The organism is Aquirufa novilacunae (assembly GCF_045310505.1).
Taxonomy (GTDB): Bacteria; Bacteroidota; Bacteroidia; order Cytophagales; family Spirosomataceae; genus Aquirufa; species Aquirufa novilacunae.
Genome location: NZ_JBEWZG010000003.1, coordinates 76677 through 97731 on the forward strand (window position 1 = coordinate 76677; position 21055 = coordinate 97731).

At 42.7% G+C, this 21055-nt stretch carries 20 protein-coding genes; 6 read left to right on the forward strand and 14 right to left on the reverse strand.

Features of this window, described 5'->3' with window-relative positions; translation table 11 throughout:
- Positions 1 to 56 precede the first annotated feature (56 nt).
- On the forward strand, positions 57 to 251 hold the full coding sequence (locus V7S74_RS08505; RefSeq protein ID WP_130895221.1) for a cold-shock protein: 195 nt from the start codon (positions 57 to 59) through the stop codon (positions 249 to 251).
- A 148-nt stretch (positions 252 to 399) separates the two neighbouring features.
- Here the strand turns inward: V7S74_RS08505 and lysS are convergent, their stop codons facing one another.
- Positions 400 to 2115, reverse strand: coding sequence for a lysine--tRNA ligase (lysS, locus tag V7S74_RS08510; protein ID WP_406778330.1), 1716 nt, complete (start codon positions 2113 to 2115; stop codon positions 400 to 402).
- Between the two features lie 145 nt (positions 2116 to 2260).
- Here lysS and V7S74_RS08515 point away from each other — a divergent pair, with 145 nt between their 5' ends.
- The gene (locus V7S74_RS08515; RefSeq protein WP_406778331.1) at positions 2261 to 3736 is read left to right on the forward strand and encodes a Do family serine endopeptidase; all 1476 of its coding nucleotides are present in this window, start codon (positions 2261 to 2263) and stop codon (positions 3734 to 3736) included.
- Positions 3737 to 4029: 293 nt separating this feature from the next.
- On the opposite strand, the gene V7S74_RS08520 is transcribed toward V7S74_RS08515, so the two are convergent.
- Positions 4030 to 5013 (reverse strand): pyruvate dehydrogenase complex E1 component subunit beta, encoded by a 984-nt coding sequence (locus tag V7S74_RS08520; protein WP_406778332.1) that lies wholly within the window; start codon positions 5011 to 5013, stop codon positions 4030 to 4032.
- Positions 5014 to 5124: 111 nt separating this feature from the next.
- On the opposite strand from V7S74_RS08520, the gene aroB reads away from it, so the two are divergent.
- Positions 5125 to 6153, forward strand: coding sequence for a 3-dehydroquinate synthase (gene aroB, locus V7S74_RS08525; RefSeq protein ID WP_406778333.1), 1029 nt, complete (start codon positions 5125 to 5127; stop codon positions 6151 to 6153).
- Here aroB and gatC read toward each other — a convergent pair whose 3' ends face one another.
- From gatC to V7S74_RS08545, 4 genes are read right to left on the reverse strand one after another with little or no spacing between them, the layout of a single operon-like run.
- The gene (gatC, locus tag V7S74_RS08530; protein ID WP_406778334.1) at positions 6154 to 6441 is read right to left on the reverse strand and encodes an Asp-tRNA(Asn)/Glu-tRNA(Gln) amidotransferase subunit GatC; all 288 of its coding nucleotides are present in this window, start codon (positions 6439 to 6441) and stop codon (positions 6154 to 6156) included.
- On the reverse strand, positions 6431 to 6613 hold the full coding sequence (locus V7S74_RS08535; protein ID WP_406778335.1) for a hypothetical protein: 183 nt from the start codon (positions 6611 to 6613) through the stop codon (positions 6431 to 6433). Before V7S74_RS08535 ends, gatC begins: the two co-directional genes overlap by 11 nt.
- Before the next feature lie 6 nt (positions 6614 to 6619).
- A complete protein-coding gene (gene gltX, locus V7S74_RS08540) occupies positions 6620 to 8122 on the reverse strand; it encodes a glutamate--tRNA ligase (RefSeq protein WP_406778336.1) in 1503 nt (500 codons plus the stop codon).
- A gap of 4 nt (positions 8123 to 8126) precedes the next feature.
- Complete coding sequence (locus tag V7S74_RS08545; protein WP_406778337.1) at positions 8127 to 8498, reverse strand: Rid family detoxifying hydrolase; 372 nt, start codon at positions 8496 to 8498, stop codon at positions 8127 to 8129.
- A gap of 58 nt (positions 8499 to 8556) precedes the next feature.
- Between V7S74_RS08545 and V7S74_RS08550 the strand changes: the two genes are divergently transcribed.
- The gene (locus V7S74_RS08550) at positions 8557 to 9438 is read left to right on the forward strand and encodes a DMT family transporter (protein ID WP_406778338.1); all 882 of its coding nucleotides are present in this window, start codon (positions 8557 to 8559) and stop codon (positions 9436 to 9438) included.
- A 236-nt stretch (positions 9439 to 9674) separates the two neighbouring features.
- On the opposite strand, the gene V7S74_RS08555 is transcribed toward V7S74_RS08550, so the two are convergent.
- Complete coding sequence (locus V7S74_RS08555; RefSeq protein WP_130923009.1) at positions 9675 to 10769, reverse strand: chorismate mutase; 1095 nt, start codon at positions 10767 to 10769, stop codon at positions 9675 to 9677.
- 106 nt (positions 10770 to 10875) lie between these two features.
- On the opposite strand from V7S74_RS08555, the gene V7S74_RS08560 reads away from it, so the two are divergent.
- Positions 10876 to 12075, forward strand: coding sequence for a proline dehydrogenase family protein (locus V7S74_RS08560; RefSeq protein WP_406778339.1), 1200 nt, complete (start codon positions 10876 to 10878; stop codon positions 12073 to 12075).
- The gene (locus V7S74_RS08565) at positions 12072 to 12647 is read left to right on the forward strand and encodes a lipoprotein signal peptidase (protein WP_406778340.1); all 576 of its coding nucleotides are present in this window, start codon (positions 12072 to 12074) and stop codon (positions 12645 to 12647) included. Before V7S74_RS08560 ends, V7S74_RS08565 begins: the two co-directional genes overlap by 4 nt.
- A 52-nt stretch (positions 12648 to 12699) precedes the next feature.
- Here the strand turns inward: V7S74_RS08565 and V7S74_RS08570 are convergent, their stop codons facing one another.
- The 7 genes from V7S74_RS08570 to V7S74_RS08600 form a co-directional block, all read right to left on the reverse strand.
- Positions 12700 to 13308, reverse strand: a complete 609-nt coding sequence (locus tag V7S74_RS08570) for an OmpH/Skp family outer membrane protein (protein ID WP_406778341.1) — start codon at positions 13306 to 13308, stop codon at positions 12700 to 12702.
- 46 nt (positions 13309 to 13354) lie between these two features.
- Positions 13355 to 13939 (reverse strand): OmpH/Skp family outer membrane protein, encoded by a 585-nt coding sequence (locus V7S74_RS08575; protein ID WP_406778342.1) that lies wholly within the window; start codon positions 13937 to 13939, stop codon positions 13355 to 13357.
- Positions 13939 to 16593, reverse strand: a complete 2655-nt coding sequence (bamA, locus tag V7S74_RS08580) for an outer membrane protein assembly factor BamA (RefSeq protein ID WP_406778343.1) — start codon at positions 16591 to 16593, stop codon at positions 13939 to 13941. The genes V7S74_RS08575 and bamA overlap by 1 nt, the downstream gene beginning before the upstream one ends.
- A 16-nt stretch (positions 16594 to 16609) precedes the next feature.
- A complete protein-coding gene (locus tag V7S74_RS08585) occupies positions 16610 to 17350 on the reverse strand; it encodes an isoprenyl transferase (protein ID WP_406778344.1) in 741 nt (246 codons plus the stop codon).
- A gap of 73 nt (positions 17351 to 17423) precedes the next feature.
- Positions 17424 to 18116: a DUF6089 family protein gene (locus tag V7S74_RS08590; RefSeq protein WP_406778345.1), complete on the reverse strand. Its 693-nt coding sequence runs from the start codon at positions 18114 to 18116 to the stop codon at positions 17424 to 17426.
- 26 nt (positions 18117 to 18142) lie between these two features.
- Positions 18143 to 19681: a DUF1501 domain-containing protein gene (locus V7S74_RS08595; RefSeq protein ID WP_406778346.1), complete on the reverse strand. Its 1539-nt coding sequence runs from the start codon at positions 19679 to 19681 to the stop codon at positions 18143 to 18145.
- A gap of 2 nt (positions 19682 to 19683) precedes the next feature.
- Positions 19684 to 21054, reverse strand: a complete 1371-nt coding sequence (locus V7S74_RS08600) for a DUF1800 domain-containing protein (protein WP_406778347.1) — start codon at positions 21052 to 21054, stop codon at positions 19684 to 19686.
- Between the last annotated feature and the right edge of the window lies 1 nt (position 21055).

Genomic DNA, 21055 nt, shown 5'->3' on the forward strand with positions numbered 1-21055 from the left:
TTGAGAGCTTGAAAGACTTTCGTCTGGATGGCATTAATATTTTTAACATTTTTTTTATGCAAACTGGTAAAGTAAAATTTTTCAACGAGACGAAAGGTTTCGGATTCATCGTTGACGATCAAACAGGTGAAGACATTTTCGTACACGTAACTGGCCTTTCAGGTGTTACTATCCGCGAAAATGATTCAGTATCTTATGAAGTTACTGATGGAAAGCGTGGTGCAAACGCTATCAACGTAAAGAAAATCTAATTTTTCTTTCGTTTTTTTGATTAGAGAAAATCTTTTTTTACAATATATATTTAGGTTTACCTACAAAAATTGCAACATTGATCTCTAGTTAAAGAGAAATAAAAAAGCCTTCTGAAAAGAAGGCTTTTTTTATGCAGGTTAAAAAGAACTAGCCCTGAATCCAGGCAGTTACTTCGTCCTTAGTCGGCATTGCCGCATCAATCTTTAATTTCTTGCGCATACCCCCTAAGTCATTGAATACTTTATTCGGGTTTGCTGCATCTAATGCGTCCAATGTTAAGATACCCATCTTTTGTAAAGCGGGGATCCATACTTCAGAAATACCTCTTTCGGCAAAAGCAGATTCTGAATCCACTTCCTTCACCACCTCTGGGCGCATCTGAGGGAAGAATAATACCTCTTGAATAGACGATTGATTCGTCATTAACATCGTCAATCGGTCGATTCCGATACCAATACCAGAAGTTGGAGGCATCGCATATTCTAATGAACGAATGAAATCGTGATCCATCGCCATCGCTTCGTCGTCACCACGTGCTGCAAGAGCTAATTGATCTTCGAAACGTTCTTTTTGATCGATTGGATCATTTAATTCTGAATAAGCGTTCGCGATTTCTTTTCCATTCACGAATAATTCGAAACGCTCTACAAGACCTTCTTTCGAACGGTGCTTCTTCGTTAATGGAGACATCTCGACAGGATAATCCGTTATGAATGTCGGTTGGATTAAGTTGGCCTCTACTTTCTCGCCAAATAATTCGTCGATTAGCTTTCCTTTGCCCATTCCTTTGTCCACTTCCATTCCGAACTCAACACATTTCGCGCGTAATTCGTCTTCTGAAAGTGCATCCACATCAACTCCTGAATACTGTAAAATAGCGCCTGAAATAGTTAAACGAGGGTAAGGACCCGCAAATTCGATTTCATTCTCTCCTACCGCGATTTTAGTTTTACCATGCAAACGTGACGCTACCGTTTCGAAGATTAACTCCGTCAGGTTCATCATCCAGTTGTAATCCTTATAAGCGACGTAAAACTCTAAGGAGGTAAATTCTGGATTGTGCGTACGGTCCATTCCTTCGTTACGGAACATTTTGCCAAACTCGTAAACGCCATCAAAACCTCCAACAATCAAACGCTTTAGATACAATTCATTCGCGATACGCAAGTAAAGCGGCATATCTAAGGTATTGTGATGGGTCTTGAATGGACGAGCGGATGCTCCGCCGTGAACGGCTTGCAATACTGGTGTTTCCACTTCTAACCAACCTCTTTCGTCAAACATGGCACGCATCGTAGAGATGATCTTAGCACGCTTGATGAAGATATCTTTCACCGATGGGTTCACAATTAAATCTACGTAACGCTGTCTGTAACGCATTTCTGGGTCAGAAAAGGCGTCGTAGGTTTGGCCATCTGCTTCTTTAACGACAGGAAGAGGCTTTAAGGCTTTAGACAAAATCGTAAATTCACGCACGTGAACAGAGATTTCTCCCATCTGCGTCGTGAACACATATCCTTTCACACCGATGATATCACCGATGTCTAATAACTTTTTAAATACCGTATTGTACAAGGTTTTATCCTCACCAGGACATAAATCGTCGCGGCGGAAATACAATTGAATACGGCCATTCGCGTCCTGAAGCTCCGCAAACGAGGCATTTCCCATGATACGGAAGCCCATCAAACGTCCGGCTAACACGACGTCCTGGAAATTTCCTGATTCCGGTTTAAATTCTGCCAAAATCTGATCAGAATAAACATTCACCGGGTATTTCTGTGCAGGATAAGGATCAATTCCCATCGCCAATAATTCTTGGCGCTTTTGTCTCCTCAATAATTCTTGCTCACTTAAAATCATTTGAACGTGTTTTTACGAATGAACCACAAAATTAGCCATTTCCTTCGGGATTTAAAACTCTTAAAACTTGTTAATGAGGTTGTGCGAGCCTAATTTTCGTTTAATTTCGTGGTACATTTTTTAAATCAAATAAAGCCAAATGGAAATGAATAATCAGCTTAAGTCGTATGCGATCATTGCATTAATGTCCAGTGGAGTCACTTTAGGTGCCTATTCTCTATTTAATTTAGGTAGCAACTCCGGAATTTCGGATGCACCCTCTGCCTTCACCACCTCTGTTTCAAATCAAAATGTACCCGGCAATCCTGGTGAATTCACCTATGCCGCGGAAAAAACTACTCCAGCCGTCGTTCACATCAAAACGAAGATGGAAACTCGTCAAAGACAACAACAATTCTCGAGCCCTTTCGATGATTTCTTTGGTTTTGGCGATCCATTCGGTGGCGGTCGTAGACAACAGCAACAACCACAAGAAGCGTCTGGCTCCGGGGTTATCATCTCCGCTGACGGATATATTGTTACAAATAATCACGTAGTGGCGGAAGCGGCTGAAGTGACTGTTATTTTAAATGACAAGCGTGAGTACAAAGCGAAAGTTATTTCGACGGATCCCTCTTCTGATTTAGCCGTTATCCAAATAAAGGAAACGAATTTACCTTTCTTAACTTTTGGCGATTCAGACGCACTTCGCGTGGGCGAATGGGTATTAGCTGTGGGTAATCCATTTAATTTAGAGTCTACGGTGACGGCTGGTATCGTTTCTGCCAAAGGTCGTCAAAACATCATCGACCGCGATTCGCCAGATGTGAATCCATTAGAATCTTTTATCCAAACGGATGCCGCTGTTAACCCAGGTAACTCAGGAGGAGCTTTGGTCAACTTAAAAGGGGAATTAATCGGTATCAACACGGCCATCTATTCGCGCACAGGCCAATTTGCCGGCTATTCTTTCGCCGTTCCAGTGAGCATCGTGAAGAAAGTGTCAGCCGATTTAATCAAATACGGTAACGTACAACGTGGTTTCTTAGGTGTTCAAATCTCTGAAGTAAATGCTAAACTAGCAGACGAGAAAGACCTTAAAACAAGTGCGGGTGTCTATGTAGGTGGTTTCTCTGAGAATTCCGCTGCCAAAGATGCAGGCATCAAGATTAACGACGTCATCGTGAAGATCGACGGTGTGGAAACAAAATCATCAGCAAAATTAATGGAAATCGTTAGCCGCAAGCGTCCAGGTGAGGCTATTCAGGTAACGGTTAACCGCGATGGATCAACAAAAGAATTCAAAGTTACCTTGAAGAACAAAGACGGTAATACCGAAATCGTGAAAGGCGACAACTCTTCAGAATCAGCGAAATCAGAATTCTTAGGAGCGAAGTTTGCGAGCTTAACTCCAGCAGAGATGAAGAAATTTGGGGTAAGTGCAGGCGTGAAGATCGCTGAAGTATTGCCAGATGGCCGTTTAGAAATGTACGGATTAGCGAAAGGATCTGTCATCACAAAGATCAATGACAAGGTGATCAACTCTCCTAAGGAAGCAGTTGAGGCTTTAGAATCTAGAAAAGGACGTATTAAGCTAGAGGGAGTGGATGTGGATGGATCGAGGTTTATCTACGTACTTTAGTCTCTAGTCGGGAGTCGCTAGTCGCTAGACTAGATTAAAGAGTATAGAGTATAGAGTAGAGATTAAAGAATAAAGCACAAAGAATAAAGCATAGAGTTGGAATCGCCGGTGGCGATACGTTTGTGAAGGGTTTTTCACAAATTAATCCGCGAAGCGGATGCCCTCTTTATACTTTATTTTTTGTGCTTTATGCTTTAAAAAAGTCGTGACTAGCGACCAGCGACTAGTGACTAGCGACTAAAAAAGCCAGCGCTTCTTTCGAAACGCTGGCTTTTTTTATGCACTAAAGTAAATTACTTCTTATAAGTTACTGTCTTAACCGCTTGGATCGTACGCTCGATAGATGGCAGAATTTCTTCAATCAACGTAGGTGCATATGGAAGAGGTAAATCGCGTGAGTTAACACGAACAACTGGTGCATCTAAATAATCAAATGCCCAACGTTGTAAGTGATAAGAAATCTCAGATGAGATAGCAGATAAAGGATTCGCCTCTTCTACTACAACACAACGATTTGTTTTCTTTACAGACTCCACTAAAGCTGGATAATCGATGGGACGAACTGAACGTAAATCAATTACCTCGCAAGAGATTCCTTGCTTCTCTAATTCCTCTACTGCTGGCATAACCACGCGAGAAAGCATTTTACCAAAAGTAACAATCGTCACGGCCGTACCCGCTTTAACCACATTCGCTTTACCGATAGGGATTAAGTATTCGCCTTCTGGTACTAAACCTTTGTCCCCGTACATTAACTCAGATTCCATGAAGATCACTGGATCGTTATCACGAATCGCAGATTTCATCAAACCTTTTGCATCAGCAGGGTTAGAAGGAACGACTACTTTCAAACCTGGTGTGTTGGCAAACCAGTTTTCAAAGTTAGACGAGTGCTGAGATGATAATTGACCAGCGTTTCCTGTAGGTCCACGGAAAACGATTGGGCAAGAATATTGTCCACCGGACATAGACATCAATTTAGCTGCTGAGTTGATGATTTGGTCAATCGCAACTAAAGAGAAGTTAAATGTCATGAATTCAACGATCGGACGAAGACCGTTTGCGGCTGCTCCTACGGCAATACCACCAAAACCTAATTCAGCGATGGGTGTATCGATTACGCGTTCTGGACCGAATTCGTCTAACATTCCTTGTGAAACTTTGTAAGCACCATTGTACTCAGCCACTTCTTCACCCATTAAAAAAACGGATGTATCACGGCGCATTTCCTCTGACATTGCCTCACGTAAGGCTTCTCTAAACTGAATTTCTCTCATAAAAAAATGTAAATCTTGTGGGATTAACAAGCGGGTACAAAATTAGGCAAAAAATAGTCCATTTTCATAAAATCATGGTAATTTTGAGGAATCCATTGAAGAAAAAATCCTATGTCTGTCGAAATCGCCTCTATTTCAAAATCTTTGCCTTCATTTTTAGGCCAAAACGCTTATTTGCAAGTAGCGGTTTTAGTAGACGAGCAGACTTCAAAACATTGCCTACCTCTCATTCAAGCCTATTTGCCTAAGGGTTTCATCAAGATTCAAATCAAATCTGGTGAAAATAATAAGCACTTGGGAACCTGTGAAAAGGTTTGGGAGGCGATGACGAAAGCGAACATGGATCGACATGGCTTATTGATTAATTTAGGCGGTGGGGTGATCGGTGATTTAGGCGGTTTTTGTGCCTCTACGTATAAGCGGGGAATCGATTTTATCCAGATACCTACGACGCTTTTGGCCCAAGTCGATGCGAGTGTAGGGGGTAAGTTAGGGGTGGATTTCCAAGGCTTAAAGAATCATATCGGGGTGTTTAATCTTCCTAAAACGGTTTTAATCGATCCAAATTTTATTCAGAGTCTTCCGCAAAAGCAAAAACTATCTGGTTATGCAGAAATCGTCAAACATTGTTTAATCCGTGATGCGCAGAAATGGGAGCAAATCAGCCATTCCGACTTTTCAGAAGTAGATTTTGCTGGTCTAATTGAACATTCAGTGGAGATTAAGAAAGCCGTTGTGGCAGAAGATCCGACCGAAAAAGGTTTGCGTAAAATCTTGAACTGGGGGCATACTTTGGGACATGCGGTGGAAACCTTCTTATTAGACCAAGGCAAACGCAAAATCTTACATGGCGAGGCAATCGCTGTGGGAATGATCATGGAGGCATATATTGCCTATCAACGCGGATTGATAACGGAAGAAGAACTAGGAGATATCGAAGTTTACTTGTTCGAGACCTATGGAAAGGTAGCGTTGAAGGCTTCGGAAATTCCGGCCATCATTGCATTGACCCTTCAAGATAAAAAGAACAAAGGCGGAGAGGTTAGATTCTCTTTGCTAACAGGAATTGGGGATTGTGGCTATGATATTCCGGTCAGCAAATCGGAAATGAAAAAGGCGATTGAATACTATATCGGCTAATTACTCGATTACTTGCGGCACTTTGAAATAAGTCTCGTTTGTATCGGGACCTAGTGCTAAGGCTTTGGCACGATCTAAGGTAACCTTACCCTCATCTTCGCGGAAATTATTTAGAGCAGACGTCATGTGGACCAAAGGTTCCACTTCCGACGTATCTACCGAATTCAACGCTTCCATCCATACCAATACCTTGTTGATGGAATCTTGCATCTCCCCTATCTTCGATTCGGGCATTTCTAATCGAGCTAAATGCGCGATTTTCTTCACATCCTCCTGACTAACCTTCATTTTCTTTCGGCTTTAATTTTTTATCCTCGGGCATTTGTTTGTCCAAAAAAGCATTCAATCGATCGCGATCAAGGGTAGACGTAATGGTTCCAAATGAATCAATATTCATCTCGAATCCCGCTAAATCCGGATGCACCGTGGGCAACTCCTTCTTTTTATCCTTCTTCGCCATCGTATTTTATACTGTAGGGAATTTGGCTAAGGCGGCTGATAATCGCTCGATCACCTCTGCTTTACCCCATAATTGCATTGAAATCATCAAATCAGGACCCGCTCCATTACCACTCAAAGCCACGCGTAAAATCTGCATCACTTTACCCATCTTAATTCCATTCGCCTCTAATACCTCGTGAATCGCGTGTTTGATACCTTCCGGCTCCCAGGAATTCACGCTAGGCAAGGCCTGTGCAATGAATTGCAAACCAGTCGCTGCATCGGCATTCCATTTCGAAGCTAATACTGCCTCCTCATAAACGGATGGACGCGCTTTAAACTCGGCCACTTTATCCGCTAATTCTTGCGGGAACGTGATGCGATCTAAGAATAAAGAAACGAAAGAAAGACCTTGATCAGCTGGCAAAGAAGGCAAATATTCCTTCGCTAAGGCCGCTGGATCTTGTAATTTCAAATATTGCTCATTAAACCACTGTGCTTTTTTCACATCGAATTTCGCACCTGCTTTATTAATACGCTCTAAAGAGAAAGCTTCTGCAAGCTCCGTTAAGCTAAACATTTCTTGCTCGGTCCCTGGATTCCAGCCTAAGAAGGCCAAAAAGTTCAAGGTAGCTTCTTTCAGATAGCCTTCTTGCTTAAAACCTTTAGAAACCGCGCCCGTTGCTGGATCCGTCCATTCCATCGGGAATACCGGAAAACCACCTAAATCTGCATCTCTTTTAGACAACTTGCCGTTGCCTTCAGGCTTCAATAAAAGTGGTAAATGCGCAAACTGAGGCGCTTTCCAACCAAAAGCTTGGTATAATAAAATGTGTAATGGAGCCGAAGGTAACCACTCCTCACCACGAATTACATGCGTGATTTCCATAATATGGTCATCTACCACATTCGCTAAGTGGTAGGTAGGCATCCCGTCTGACTTCATCAAAACTTTGTCATCGATGCTCGACGTATGCACGTGAACCCAATCACGAATACTGTCTTGGAAACGCACCTCACCTTTCGCTGGAACTTTCAAGCGAATTACGTAAGGCGTTCCGGAAGAGATTAATTGCTCCACCTCAGCAGGAGCTAAAGCGATCGAATTCTTCAATTTAACACGCGTCAAAGAATTGTATTGAAAAGCAGATCCTTGACTCTCAAAACTAGCGCGAATGGCATCTAATTCCTCTGAGGTATCAAAGGCATAATACGCCTTTCCATCGGCTAATAATTGATCTGCATAGGCCTTGTAGAGGTCTTTGCGCTCGCTTTGGCGATAAGGTTCATGAGGTCCACCCACGCCTACTCCCTCGTCAGGACTAATGCCTAACCAAGCCAAGCTATCTAAAATGTATTGTTCCGCACCTGGTACAAAGCGCGCCTGATCCGTATCCTCAATACGTAAAAGGAATTTTCCGCCCATTTTTCGAGCGAAAAGGTAATTATATAAAGCGGTTCTCACCCCTCCAATGTGGAGAGCTCCCGTAGGACTGGGTGCAAAACGAACACGTACTGAATCAGTCATATTATTATTTATAGGCAATACACGAAATCTCTACACGCACATCCTTGGGAAGGCGAGCAACCTCCACCGTTTCCCGAGCTGGAGGATTTACGGAAAAATAACGGCCATATACCTCATTTATTTGGGCAAAATGGTTCATATCCTTCACAAAAATGGAACACTTCACGACCTGGCTACATTCATAACCTGCCGCCGTCAAAATATGTTGCAAATTCAACATCACTTGATTCGTCTCCTCTTCAATAGTTCCACCCGCCTCAAAAACGGATAAAGCAATCTGTCCAGACACGTAAAGTGTGTTATTCACCTCAACCGCTTGGGAATAAGGACCAATCGGAGCGGGCGCATCAGGCGATAAAATTATTTTTTTTGTCATACCTTTGAAAAGAAATGCAAGTTAGAAAATTTGAGCTAATCCTCGAAGATTAAATCGGATGTTGAAACGAATTTATTCCAATAAAGGAGTCTTTTTTATGTTGCTCTCCTCCCTTTGCTTCGCCATTATGTCCGCGATCGCCAAAGAGATGAGCCACACCTTCAGCTCCATTCAACTCGTTTTCTTCCGAAGTGCTGTGGGCCTCCCCTTTTTATTGACGAGCCTTTACCGAAGACCCGCCATCCAAACCGGCGGAAAACTCTATTTCATCATTCTCCGCGGTCTTTTAGGCGCCTTCACCCTCTATTGCCTTTTCTACACCCTCGAACATTTGGGTTTATCCTTAACAAATACCTATGGTCAGGCTTTCCCGCTCTTTATTGCGGTCTTTAGCTTCTTTCTATTGCCAAATGAAGGCCTAAGCAGCAAACAGGTGTTATTTCTATTGATTGGCTTTTTCGGCATCTTGCTCATTTTCCAGCCGAGTAGTGATGGTTCTCTTTGGCACCATAGTACCGGTATCATTTATGCCATGGGAACGGCCTTAGGCTATTTAGCCATCAAAGAAGCTCAAAAATACTACGATTCCCGCTGGGTCGTCGTCTCCTTCATGGGAGCGGGATTAATTGCGTCGACCATTTCCTTACTAACGGGTACGCTAGGTGGTTTTGAGAATAGCTTCGTGACCGGAGTTTGGGTGCAGCCATCCATTGCGGAATGGATATGGGCTGTTGTGATGGGTTTACTTGCGCTGGGTGTTCAATACTTCACCACGCAGGCGCTTTTGAATGAAAAAGCTAGCGTCGTGGGTGTGGTGGGTAACAGCGCCGTTATCTTCTCGATTATCATCGAAGTGGTATTAGGTCATGGTTTCCCAGATCTATTAACGCTGTTAGGGATGGGATTGATAGTGTGGGCGGGGTGGAAGATTAGTCGGTAGTCACTAGTCGACAGTCACTAGTCGATAGTCCAGGACTTGTAAATCAAAAAGAATAAAGCACAAAGAATAAAGAATAGTGGTGGTATCGCCTGCGTCGATGGAATCGTGAAAAGTTTTTCAAGAATGCATCCGCGAAGCGGATTCCATCATTATGCTTTATTCTTTGTGCTTTGTGCTTTCTATTTTATACTAAAAAAGGCCCTTAAAAGGGCCTTTTTTAGTATAAAATTTAGCGATTAAACCGCTGCATTATTCATCACTTCCGTTTGCTTACGGATCGACTCTAAGTGAACTAATTTAAATAGTTCTTCTACGAATTCTGGATATAAAGCTAAACCTTTCGCTTGGTTTGCACGGTCGTTGTGTAATTGCTTCCAACGATCTAATTGCAATACCGCTACGTTGTTATCACGCTTGTATTCACCTAATTTCTCAACAACTGACATACGAGCAGCCAAAACTTCTAAAAGTTCGCGGTCGATGTTGTCAATTTTCTCACGAAGACCCGCTAATTCATCAGAGAAGTCTGCTCCGTAGCTTGCGTTACGAACTTCAAGATCACGTAACATTTCGCCTAATTTCTCAGGAGTTACTTGTTGTGAAGCATCTGACCAGGCAGCATCTGGATCACGGTGAGTCTCGATGATCATACCATCGTAGTTCAAATCCAAAATACGTTGAGATAATTCCATCAATAACGCACGCTTACCCGCCATGTGAGATGGGTCACCGATTAAAGGCATTTGAGGGAACAAACGCTTTAATTCAACTGCCATCGCCCACATCGGTGAGTTACGGTATTTCGTTTCTTGTGCGTTAGAGAAACCACGGTGGATGGCACCTAATTTCTTGATACCTGATCCTTGAAGACGCTCGAAAGCACCTACCCAAAGAGCTAGGTCTGGATTCACTGGGTTCTTAACTAATACAGGAACGTCTACTCCTTTTAGAGCATCTGCTAAATCTTGTACGTTAAATGGGTTAACCGTTGTACGAGCACCGATCCATAAAACATCAACACCGTATTTCAACGCTAATTCGATGTGCTCTGGAGTAGCTACTTCAATCGCTAATGGTAAACCAGTTTCTTTCTTTGCTTCAACTAACCATTTCAAGGCTGGTTCTCCCATCCCTTCAAAACTGCCTGGACGTGTACGAGGTTTCCAAACACCCGCTCTCATAATGTGAGCATAACCCTCCGCTTTGATACGGCGAGCGGTTTCTAATACTTGCTCTTCTGTCTCAGCTGAACATGGACCCGCAATGATTAAGGGCTTTCCGTTCGTCTGAATCCAGTCTTGCATCGGTACAATGTCTAAATTGGCATTCATAATATTCTGACGGTTAACGAGGACTTGCATCCCCTATTGATTTGTTTATTTATTTCTTAAGCAATCGACAATAATTCACTTATATTTGCATCAATTTTTCGCACAAATGACAAAAAAATCATCAACAATACCCTCGACAAGTTTATCTTTTGAGGATACTAAAATAGCCTTTGCATCGAAAGACAATTTTCAGTTGAAGAAGTCCTATTGGATTTTCGCCACAATGAACCAAAATTGGCTTGTAAATTTAGGCACTTTTTTCATCAAATTGTTTCTTTTTTTGCATTTTCCCATTAAAAAAATCATTAAAAGTACCATTTTCGCCCAATTTTGTGGAGGTGAAACCATAGATGGCTGTGAATCAACGATTCAAGAACTCGAAAAAGCAAAAATTGGCACTATTCTAGATTACTCGGTAGAAGGCGAAGAAAGCGAAAAATCTTTCCAAAAAACGAAGGAAGAAATCCTAAAAACCATTCGTAAATCAGCTGAAAATCCAGCCATTCCCTTTGCGGTTTTTAAAGTGACGGGGATATTTAAGGCAGAGCTTTTGGAAAAAGCACAAACCGAAGCTGAATTGAATGAAGAAGAGCAAGAATTATTCGATCACAGCAAAGAAATTTTAATCGAAATCTGTGAGCTGGCCCACCAGCTGAAAGTCCGTTTATTCATTGATGCCGAGGAGAGCTGGATTCAGACGACAATCGATCATTTAACCTATGAAATGATGGAGCGCTTTAATCAAGAGACAGCCATCATTTATAATACCTTCCAAATGTACCGCCACGATATGCTCGCTAATCTAAATGCGGCAGTGGAAACAGCTCAAGAGAAAAATTACTATTTAGGCGTAAAACTAGTGCGCGGGGCATATTTAGAGAAAGAACGCCAAAAAGCTCACGAAGACGAGTATTCAGAGCCTTTGCATGTAAGCAAAGAAGATACCGATCGCGATTATGATTTAGGGGTTGAACTTTGTTTGAAAAATGTGGAGCGCGTTCATTTCTGCATGGGAACCCATAATGAAGCTAGCTGCTTGCGTTTATGTGATGCGATGAATGCTCTTGAAATTCCATCGAATCATCCGAATATCTACTTTGCACAACTTTTGGGTATGTCAGATAACATCTCTTATAATTTAGCTGCGTCGGGGTATAATGTGGCGAAATACGTGCCATATGGCCCGGTAGACGCCGTTATGCCGTATCTATTTAGAAGAGCAGAAGAAAACAGTTCTATCGCTGGACAAACATCGAGAGAGTTTGCCCTGTTACAAAAAGAAGTTAACCGCCGAAACAACGCATGAAAAACTACCGCTATTTCCTCCTAAGCCTCCTGATTATTGCATTAGACCAAGGAATTAAGATTGCTGTTCATACGTGGATGGAACCTGGATATTTTGGCCAAATTCCTTTAATTGGAAATTTTTTCAAATTGCATTATACCCTAAATCCGGGGATGGCATTTGGGATTCAAATTGGATCAATTTGGGGTAAATTAATCTTAACGACTTTTCGCATTGTGGCGATGTTCGGGATTGGTTATTATTTGCATTCCTTAACAGTCAAAAATAGCCCATGGGGATTGTTGGTTTCCGTGGCTTTGATTTTAGGTGGAGCGATTGGGAATTTAATTGATTCTGTTTTCTATGGCGTTTGGTTTAATAATGCGCCAGCTGGAGCGCCTATGCAGTGGTTCCATGGCCAAGTTATCGATATGTTCTTTGCCGATTTCTATGAGGGCAATTTGCCCTCTTGGATACCGCTTTGGGGAGGTTCGTATTACTCGACACCCATTTTTAATTTTGCCGATGCCGCCATCTTCTGTGGGGTAATGGCTATCTTGTTATTCCAAAACAAATTCCTCACCAAGGACTAACAAAAAAGCCCAATCGTTTCCGATCAGGCTTTCTAATTATAGGACTTAAGAATTACTTCTTAGGAGCTGCTGGCTTAGCCGCTGGAGCTGCTACTGGAGCCGCTGCTGCTTGAGCTGCTGCACCTGCTGCACGTGGCGTGATTCCCATTTTCTTCAATACTAAATCAGAGATATCTGCTTCAGCAGGGAAGTGTAATAATACTGGGTTAGCACCTGTTCCTGGCTCGTAGTTATTAAACACAAACGTGTAAGCGTTTTCGTTCGCTACTGCGTGCATGTTCTCTTCAATTTTCTTTACGATAGGTTGTAACAATTGCGCTTGCTTCTTTTGGATAGAAGTCTGAGCGTTTTGTTGGAACTCTTGAATTGAAGTTTGTAAGTTTTGTAATTCCTTCTCTTTATCTTGTTTGATGATATCAGAAGTGTTCGCTGGTAATTTCTCGTATACAGCTGCCTTATCTTGGAAATCCTTGATTTTCGCTTGAATCAATGTTTGGTATTGCTTCTCTGTATTCTTCAAATCTTCTTCTACTTGCTTAGCCTCTGGCATTTGGCTATAGATTTTCTCTTGGTAGATGAATCCGATTTTTACTTGAGCCGTAGCAGGCAAAGCAGCTAATCCGAAAAGTAGGCCTGCGGCCAAAATAAACTTGTTTTTCATGTGTATTAATAATTTGTTTGTGTTCTCTGTATTATTTAGGGTAAAATTAATTCTTTTTAGGACTTTTCGGCTCTTGCGCCGCTTCTTTCTTTGTTTTTTCTACCAAATTCGGATCTAATTCTAAACCTAGCTCTTCTAAAACATAGTCAGAATAGTCGTGTACCGGATTAGTGTATAATAAAACTAAGCCGTCATTTGCCTTGTCAAAGATAAAGTCCAGTCGTTTCGCTCTCACCACTTTTTCAATGGCCTTCGAGATTTGATCTAGGATGGATTTATAGGCTGCCTGTTTTAATTTGAATAACTCGCCTTCTGTCCCGAAAACCTGATTTTCAAAGGCTTTGGCCTCCTTATTCTTCGCTTGAATCGCCGCTAAGCGTTGCTGCTTTAAATCTTCCGTTAATAAGAGCTCTTCTAGTTTGTACTCTTTTTCTAACTTCTCCAGCTCCCCTTTCTTCTTCTCTACCTCCGCTAACCACGTAGCCGTGTTTTGCTCAATTTGCTTCTGCACTTTCGCATACTCCGGCATCTTAGAGGTAATAAACTCCGTATCCACATAACCGAACTTCTGTGCACAGGCCACCTGGGCAAACAACAGAACTCCAAGAAATGCGAATATGAAGCGCATCATTATCTCAATTGCTGACCGATAGAGAACGTAAAGGCCTGACGACCAAAATCAGAATCTCCCGGGCGTGGTTTATCAAAGCCCATACCATAATCGATACCGATCATACCGAAGGCAGGCATAAAGATACGCGCCCCAAAACCAGCTGATTTATATAAATTAAACGGACTATATTCTGACAATGACGAGAAGTTATTTCCGCCTTCTGCGAATCCTAACAAGAAGATCGTTGCCGATGGATTCAAGGAAACTGGATAACGAACTTCCATCACAAACTTGTTATAAGCAACCCCACCATTACCATAAGAACCTGATGGTCCGATCACACGATCTTTGTAACCTCTTAGACCTACGATATCGCGGTTAAAGGAGAATCCTTGCACCATACCTGAACCACCTAAGTCAAAACGCTCAAAACGTGTCGTTTCTTTGCCACCATAAGACCCTAAGAATCCTAAGTGAGCTCTGGTGTGTAAGATAAACTTACCCACTAGTGGACTGAACCAGCTAGCATCCATCATCCACTTATGGTATTCGATTAAGAGATTATCTTTATTCAACCCTAAAAGGCTAAATGGAGGCGTTAAACTACCTGATATAGAGAAGCTAGATCCTGAACGAGGGAAGGTCGGGTTATCAATACTATTACGAGATAAGTTCGTCATAAAAGTAACCGACGTCGAAATTCCCTGAGGATAAGCCCACGTATAATAACGGTCTACATCGAAACGAGAGAAAGAAAGTGAATGACTCAAAGAGAAATAATCATCTGGCCACTTCAATCTTTTACCTAAACTGATCGATAAACTTGTTACATTAAAGTGTGCATCTACTAAAGAGTCAGGAACAGAGAAAGAGTTATATCCACCAAGACCACCATAACCTCCGTAGCCGCTGCCGTAGCCGCCATAGCCGCCATAGCCACCATAGCCACCATAACTTCCACCAAGTCCACCTGCACCATAGCTATTGTAACCCGATTGACGGAACTTGTAAGGATAAGAAATACTGCTATTTAATGAAATTGATAAGGAATTCGGCTTTTTACCACCTAACCAAGGCTCGGTGAACGTCAGGCTATAGTTCTGGAAGGAAGCCCCATTGGCTTGGAATCTGACAGCAAGTTTTTGGCCATCACCTGCAGGCAGTGGATGGTAAGACTTCGTGTTAAATATATTCTTCGCTGAGAAGTTATTAAAGACAATACCTAGGGTTCCTACGAAACCGATATAACCACCCCAACCTCCAGAGAGCTCAATCTGGTCAGAAGGTTTTTCCTCCACATTGTATTCGATATCTACCGTTCCATCAGGACGCGGTACTGGGTTAGGACTAATTTTTTCTGGGTTGAAATAACCAATTGTGGAAAGTTCACGCACCGTACGAATGATGGCTGATTTATTGAATTTTTGGCCTGGTAAGGTACGAATCTCCCGCATCACCACGTGATCAGACGTCTTCGTATTACCGTTTAATGTTACTTTATTGATTGTCGCTTGCTTACCTTCCGAAATACGAATCGTTAAATCGATGGAATCGCCTTCGATAGCCGTTTCAACAGGCTCTGCGCGGTAGTACAAGTAGCCATTATCCATGTACACTGAACTTAAATCCTCTCCTGGATTCGAGTTCATCTTCTTGTCTAATTCTTCGGTATTGTACACATCACCCTTCTTCACACCTAAGACATCCCTTAAAACGGAATCAGGATAGATGTAATTCCCTTCGAAACGAATGTTTCGGTAGTAATATTTCGCCCCTTGAACAATGTTTAAAACCAGGTTAATCGACTCTTTATTAAAGTTTCCGATCGAATCTGACTTTAATTGGAAGTCACGGTAGCCTAATTTATTCATAGCTGCTAGCAACTTCTCTTTGTCCTCATCCCACTTTTTAGGAACGAATTTAGATGGCTTGAAAATGCGTCCAAAACGCATCTGCTTCGTATTCTTAATCTTGCGTAAAACCAACGAACGGTACTTCTCATCGACCCCGTTCAAGATGATCTTATTCACTTTCACTTTCTCCCCTTTGTCCACTACCACTTGTAAAATGGCATTGTTTCCTCGGATAGAATCTGTTTTAATGGTTGACTTAGTCTTCGCGTTCAAACGACCTTTTTCTTGGTAGTATTTGCGAATCGTTAATTCTAAGTTTTTACGAAGCGTTTCCGTGATGATCTTGCCTTTATAGGTCTTCATCTTTTCGTTTAAAGCCTCTTGCTCTCCTTTTCTGATGCCTGTGTATTGGATGGAGAATAAACGAGGACGCTCTTTTAATTCGATGGTTAACCAAATCTTTCCTTCCTCCGCCTTCGTCGCATAGATTAATACTTCATCCAAGATACCCTGATTCATAATTTTACGAATCGCTGAGGCAATCGCATCACCAGGTACTTTGATCACATCACCCACCTGAAGGCCAGAGATATTGATCATAGAAGTCCCATCGTAAAATTGAGAACCGGTTACTTGAATATCTGCAATCGTGTATTCTTTAGGATCTGCATACGAAAAACTCGTCTCTGGTAAGGCAGAGCTACGAGAACGGCTACCCAGGATTTGGGCAGAGACTTGTTGAATTCCTAACGTAAAAATAAGTAGTCCCAAAAACAGGCTACGGCTATTGATTAATCGGATGGCAATTGCTTTTTTCATACGGGGGCCTCAGCCCTTAATTTAATTGTTCACTTATCTTTCCAAAACGTCTTTCACGCATTTGAAAGTCTATAATCGCTTCATTTAGATGTTCTTTTCTAAAATCTGGCCAAAACAAATCTTCAAAAATATACAATTCTGCATAGGCTAATTGCCACAGCATAAAGTTACTAATTCGGTGATCTCCACCGGTTCGAATCATCAAATCTGGATCGGGCATTTCTGCCGTCGACAAATGTGATTGTATCGTATCTGAATCAATAGATTCAGCGTTTAATTCTCCATTCTTTACTTTCTCAGCAATTTGCTGAGTGGCCTGCACTAAATCCCACTTACCTGAGTAGGAAAGGGCTAAATTTAGCGTCAAACCTTTGTTATCTGCCGTCTTCGCCATCGCTTTTTCTAATTCAGCTCTGGAAGAGGCGGGCAATTTGCTTAGGTCGCCGATGGCTTTTAATCGAATATCTTTCTCGATCATCCCCGGCAATTCATCCTTAATCGCACTCACTAAAAGACTCATTAAGGCCGTTACCTCCGCTTTCGGACGGTTCCAATTCTCAGTTGAAAAGGCATACAAAGTTAAAAATTTCACTCCTAGTTCCCCGCAACCTTCGATCGTTTCTCTCACTGCTTTCAAAGCTGAACGATGACCAAAAACCCGGTCCATCATCCCTTGCTGCTTTGCCCAACGACCGTTCCCGTCCATAATAACGGCAATGTGTACAGGAACATGATGTAGATCAATCGACTCTTTCAATTTAATTCAGGATTTTCAAAACAATAAGGTGGCAAATGTAGTTAAAACGGCCGCCCTATCCAATTAAAACTTGTTAATAGGTAGGACAAAAAACGGATTGAATCGTGTAGGTTACGGTTAAGGAAGAATTCAGATATTGATCTCCTTTTGATAAATTAAACGCGGCTTCTCCCTCCATTAACGGTCTATCTAAAGCGTCTGTAAATGTTTTTCGGGCACCTAAATCCCATTGAATTCCCCAGCTTGGGCTCAATTGGTATTTAAACCCAATCCCAAAAGGAAGCGCATAATTCATCTTCGTATTGGTCTTAAAAGCGACGGCATCTTGGGTGCCTGAAACTTTGGCAAAAACCGTAGAAGCCCCTAGGTAAAAGTAAGGAGTCCAGTTATTTACGCGTCTGACTGAGTTTTGGTAGTTCAAAAAATTATATTCCACTAAGGCATCAATGCCGAAGATGGACGTCGCAAAATTCGTTACGGGAAGTGCAACCGTCACCGGAGAAACCCGGTTTCCTGTGCCTCCACGAAGATCTGTGAAAACAGTTTGGATGCGGTAAGCAAAAGTGGGGTTATTCTGATAGCGTACTTGAAGATTCAAGGCCGGGCGTGTCATCGCAAACTCTTTGTCGTTCGGAAGCACATGCCAGTTAGCAAATGTTCCGTGGTAGAGCGAGCCTCCTAAGCCTGCTCCATAGGACCAACGTTGTGCACTCGCAGAGAGGCTGATCAACGTGAATAAACAAACAAAATAGAAGTTCTTTTTCATCAATCTACAAAGATAAGCATCTGAATCTAATTTAAAAGGATTAATCGCTTCGTTATTCTTTCACCCGTAGAAGAGGACAAACTTAACAAGTAGGTACCCGATGCAAATGCGCTGACATTATACGCGTAAGTATAGGTTTCGCTCTGCACTTCGCCGGCAAATAGTTGGCTTACCTTCTCTCCCACTAAGTTGTAAAGTGCTAATTCCACCCGCATCGCCTCAAAGGCCGCAAACTGAATGCGCACATTTCCGGAGGCAGGATTAGGAGCTGGATCCATCAATACCATACGCACGCCTTTTTCAGCCAGCAATGGCGAGTTCAAGAAGATAGGCAGACGCTCGAAAGATTTATTAAAAATCGCCGAAGTGCTACCAGCCGTCAAACCTAAATGATCCATCAAGACAGTGGAATAAACCTGGCGGTAATCAAAAACTGCCTTAATATCTCCATTCGAATCTAGATTCGTCAAGTTCGGGTTCTCTCCCACTAAGCCTCCTCTCACGGTATCTCCGATCACAAACATAGGAGCAGCCGTTCCGTGGTCGGTGCCGGTGGTGCCGTTTTGGTTCACACGGCGACCGAATTCCGAGAAGGTCATCACGGTCACATTTTTCGCTTTATTTTGGGTTTTCAGGTCTTTTTGGAAGGCCGCTACCGCATCTGAAATCTGTTTCCACAAGTTCGCGTGTTGATTTAATTGATTCGCATGCGTGTCGAATCCTCCTATCGTACACAAGTAAACAGGCGTTTCTAAGCCACCTGTGATCAATTTCGCAACGATTCCCAGTTGTTTAGCCAGGTTAGTGGCTGGATAGCTGAGCGCATTTTTACCCAATAAGGCCTTATCACGGATGACCGTCGAATACTGTAAGGAAGTGCTCGAAATTTGCTTCAAAAAGGCTAATTCATCTCCTGCTAGGGTAGCCGGCGGAATTTCGTCGTCTATTAAGGTGCCTGAAACGAGTTGATAGAAGAGGTTAGGATCTTCGAAAACGGTGCCGAAACGACCTAGGTCAGATTGAAATAACAAGGATTCGACGGAACCTAATTGGATGGCCATTGGATGCGAAGGCATCGCTATGGGGTAGGCAGGGTATTTTTCTGCCAAAAAACGAGCCGCCCAGCCTTCCTCCCAAACTACATTCGCATCCGACCCCGTATTCCAAATATCGGTGGCACGGAAGTGGGAACGGTTCGGGTTTGCGTAGCCGACGTTTTGGATGATAGACACATTTCCTTGATCATACAAAGACTTAATGCCTGCCATCGAAGGATGTAAATACATCCCATTTTTCAAGGCTAGCGCATCGACTTTTTTAATGGCGATGTCTGGTCGCTTAGCGATGTAAATATCATTTTCGGCCGGAATGACGGTATTTAAACCATCGTTTCCTCCCACTAATTGAATGATCACCAAAGCATTTCCTGCAGGCACGGAAGCGGCAAGCCCGGCTGGCAATTGGGCATAGGCCTGACCCGGGATACCCGAAATACCTAATCCGACACCCCCTGAAAGTAGCGCCATCCTCCTTAAAAATTCTGATCTAGATAGTTCCTTTTTCATGATTAGCAGAGTTGGAATTCAGGTAAACGCATGACGGCTTTGAAAAATTGCTGCAAACTCACGTTTGCTCCGGGCGTGTAAGTAGACCAGTTTTTTACGATTGTTCCACCTAAGAGCGTTTCTAACAAGAACGCTTTCTTTTTAGGAGTAACGGGGAATTGTAAGAACAAGGCTAACACATCGTCCACAAATTCAACCGCATTTTCGGAGTTCTGAAAAGTCTGGGCATAGGCCACAGCGGAAAGCTTTCCGGTGACATTTACCCCATTATAGCGTTTCCCTGTGATCAAGGAATCCGTGAAACCACCTCGATAAGAATAGGTCGTTGAGGAAATCCATTCGCGTTGACCCGGCCAGCCGGCCACATCGGGTGGCTGGAATAATTGCATTTGAAGCACTTTGGACAACTCATACATATTGATGTAATCCGGCGCGGCTAATTCTAAGAGTTTAGAGGCACCTCCCATAAGCTCGGTAGGGTTTTTGATCTTCGCTCCTATATAGGCCGCTGTGTAAAACTCCTCTGAAGAGAATAAAAACTTCAAAAGCGGCTTCATCTCGAAGTTGTTAGCACGGAATACCGTTGCCATTTCGGAGATAAAAGCCTCGTTGGGCTTGTAATAGACAAATTCCTTGTAGAGTTTACGGCAAATGAATTCGGCGGTGGCTTTTTGAGTGAAAATATGATCCACTAGGGTATCCATGTCGAATTTCGCCGTTTTGCCTAATACCGTAACAGAGGCTTCTGTATACCAGCGTGCAGGAACAAAAGTGGCTTTCAATCCACTCACCTGCCACCCAGAGAGCACTTTGGCCGCTTGCTTCACATCGGTTTCCGTGTAGTTACCGATACCCATCGTGAATAATTCCAAAAGCTCGCGGGCATAGTTTTCGTTTGGAACTGAGCCGCGCGAATTGTTCCCATCTAAGTAGATGAGCATGGCCGGATCTTTGGAAATATCCTTCACCAGCTGCTTGAAATTGCCTAGCGCATATTTGCGAAACAGGGCATTCTGGGCGTACATGTTTTGGGGATAAACTACTTTATCTCGCTCGTTCGCAAAATGGTTATGTAAAAAGAGCACCATTTTCTCGCGCATCGCTAGCCCCTCTTTGTGCATTAAATTAAACCACCAATAATTGAATTCCCGGTACCAAGTTCCCGTTTCTCCGGAAGTCGTTTGGGAAGCAGCAGGCACCGTATTCACCCAAGCATTAGGCGCTGAGGGCTGGGGTGCGTCTTGCAAAATCGCTAAATCGATCAAATCAGCAAAAGAGGAATAGCCTTGAGCGGCCTGCAAGTTTTGCTTCGAATAGCCAAAAAGCGTTCTAGATAATAAATGAGCGATATTTTTCGTATTCCAAGCTGGCATC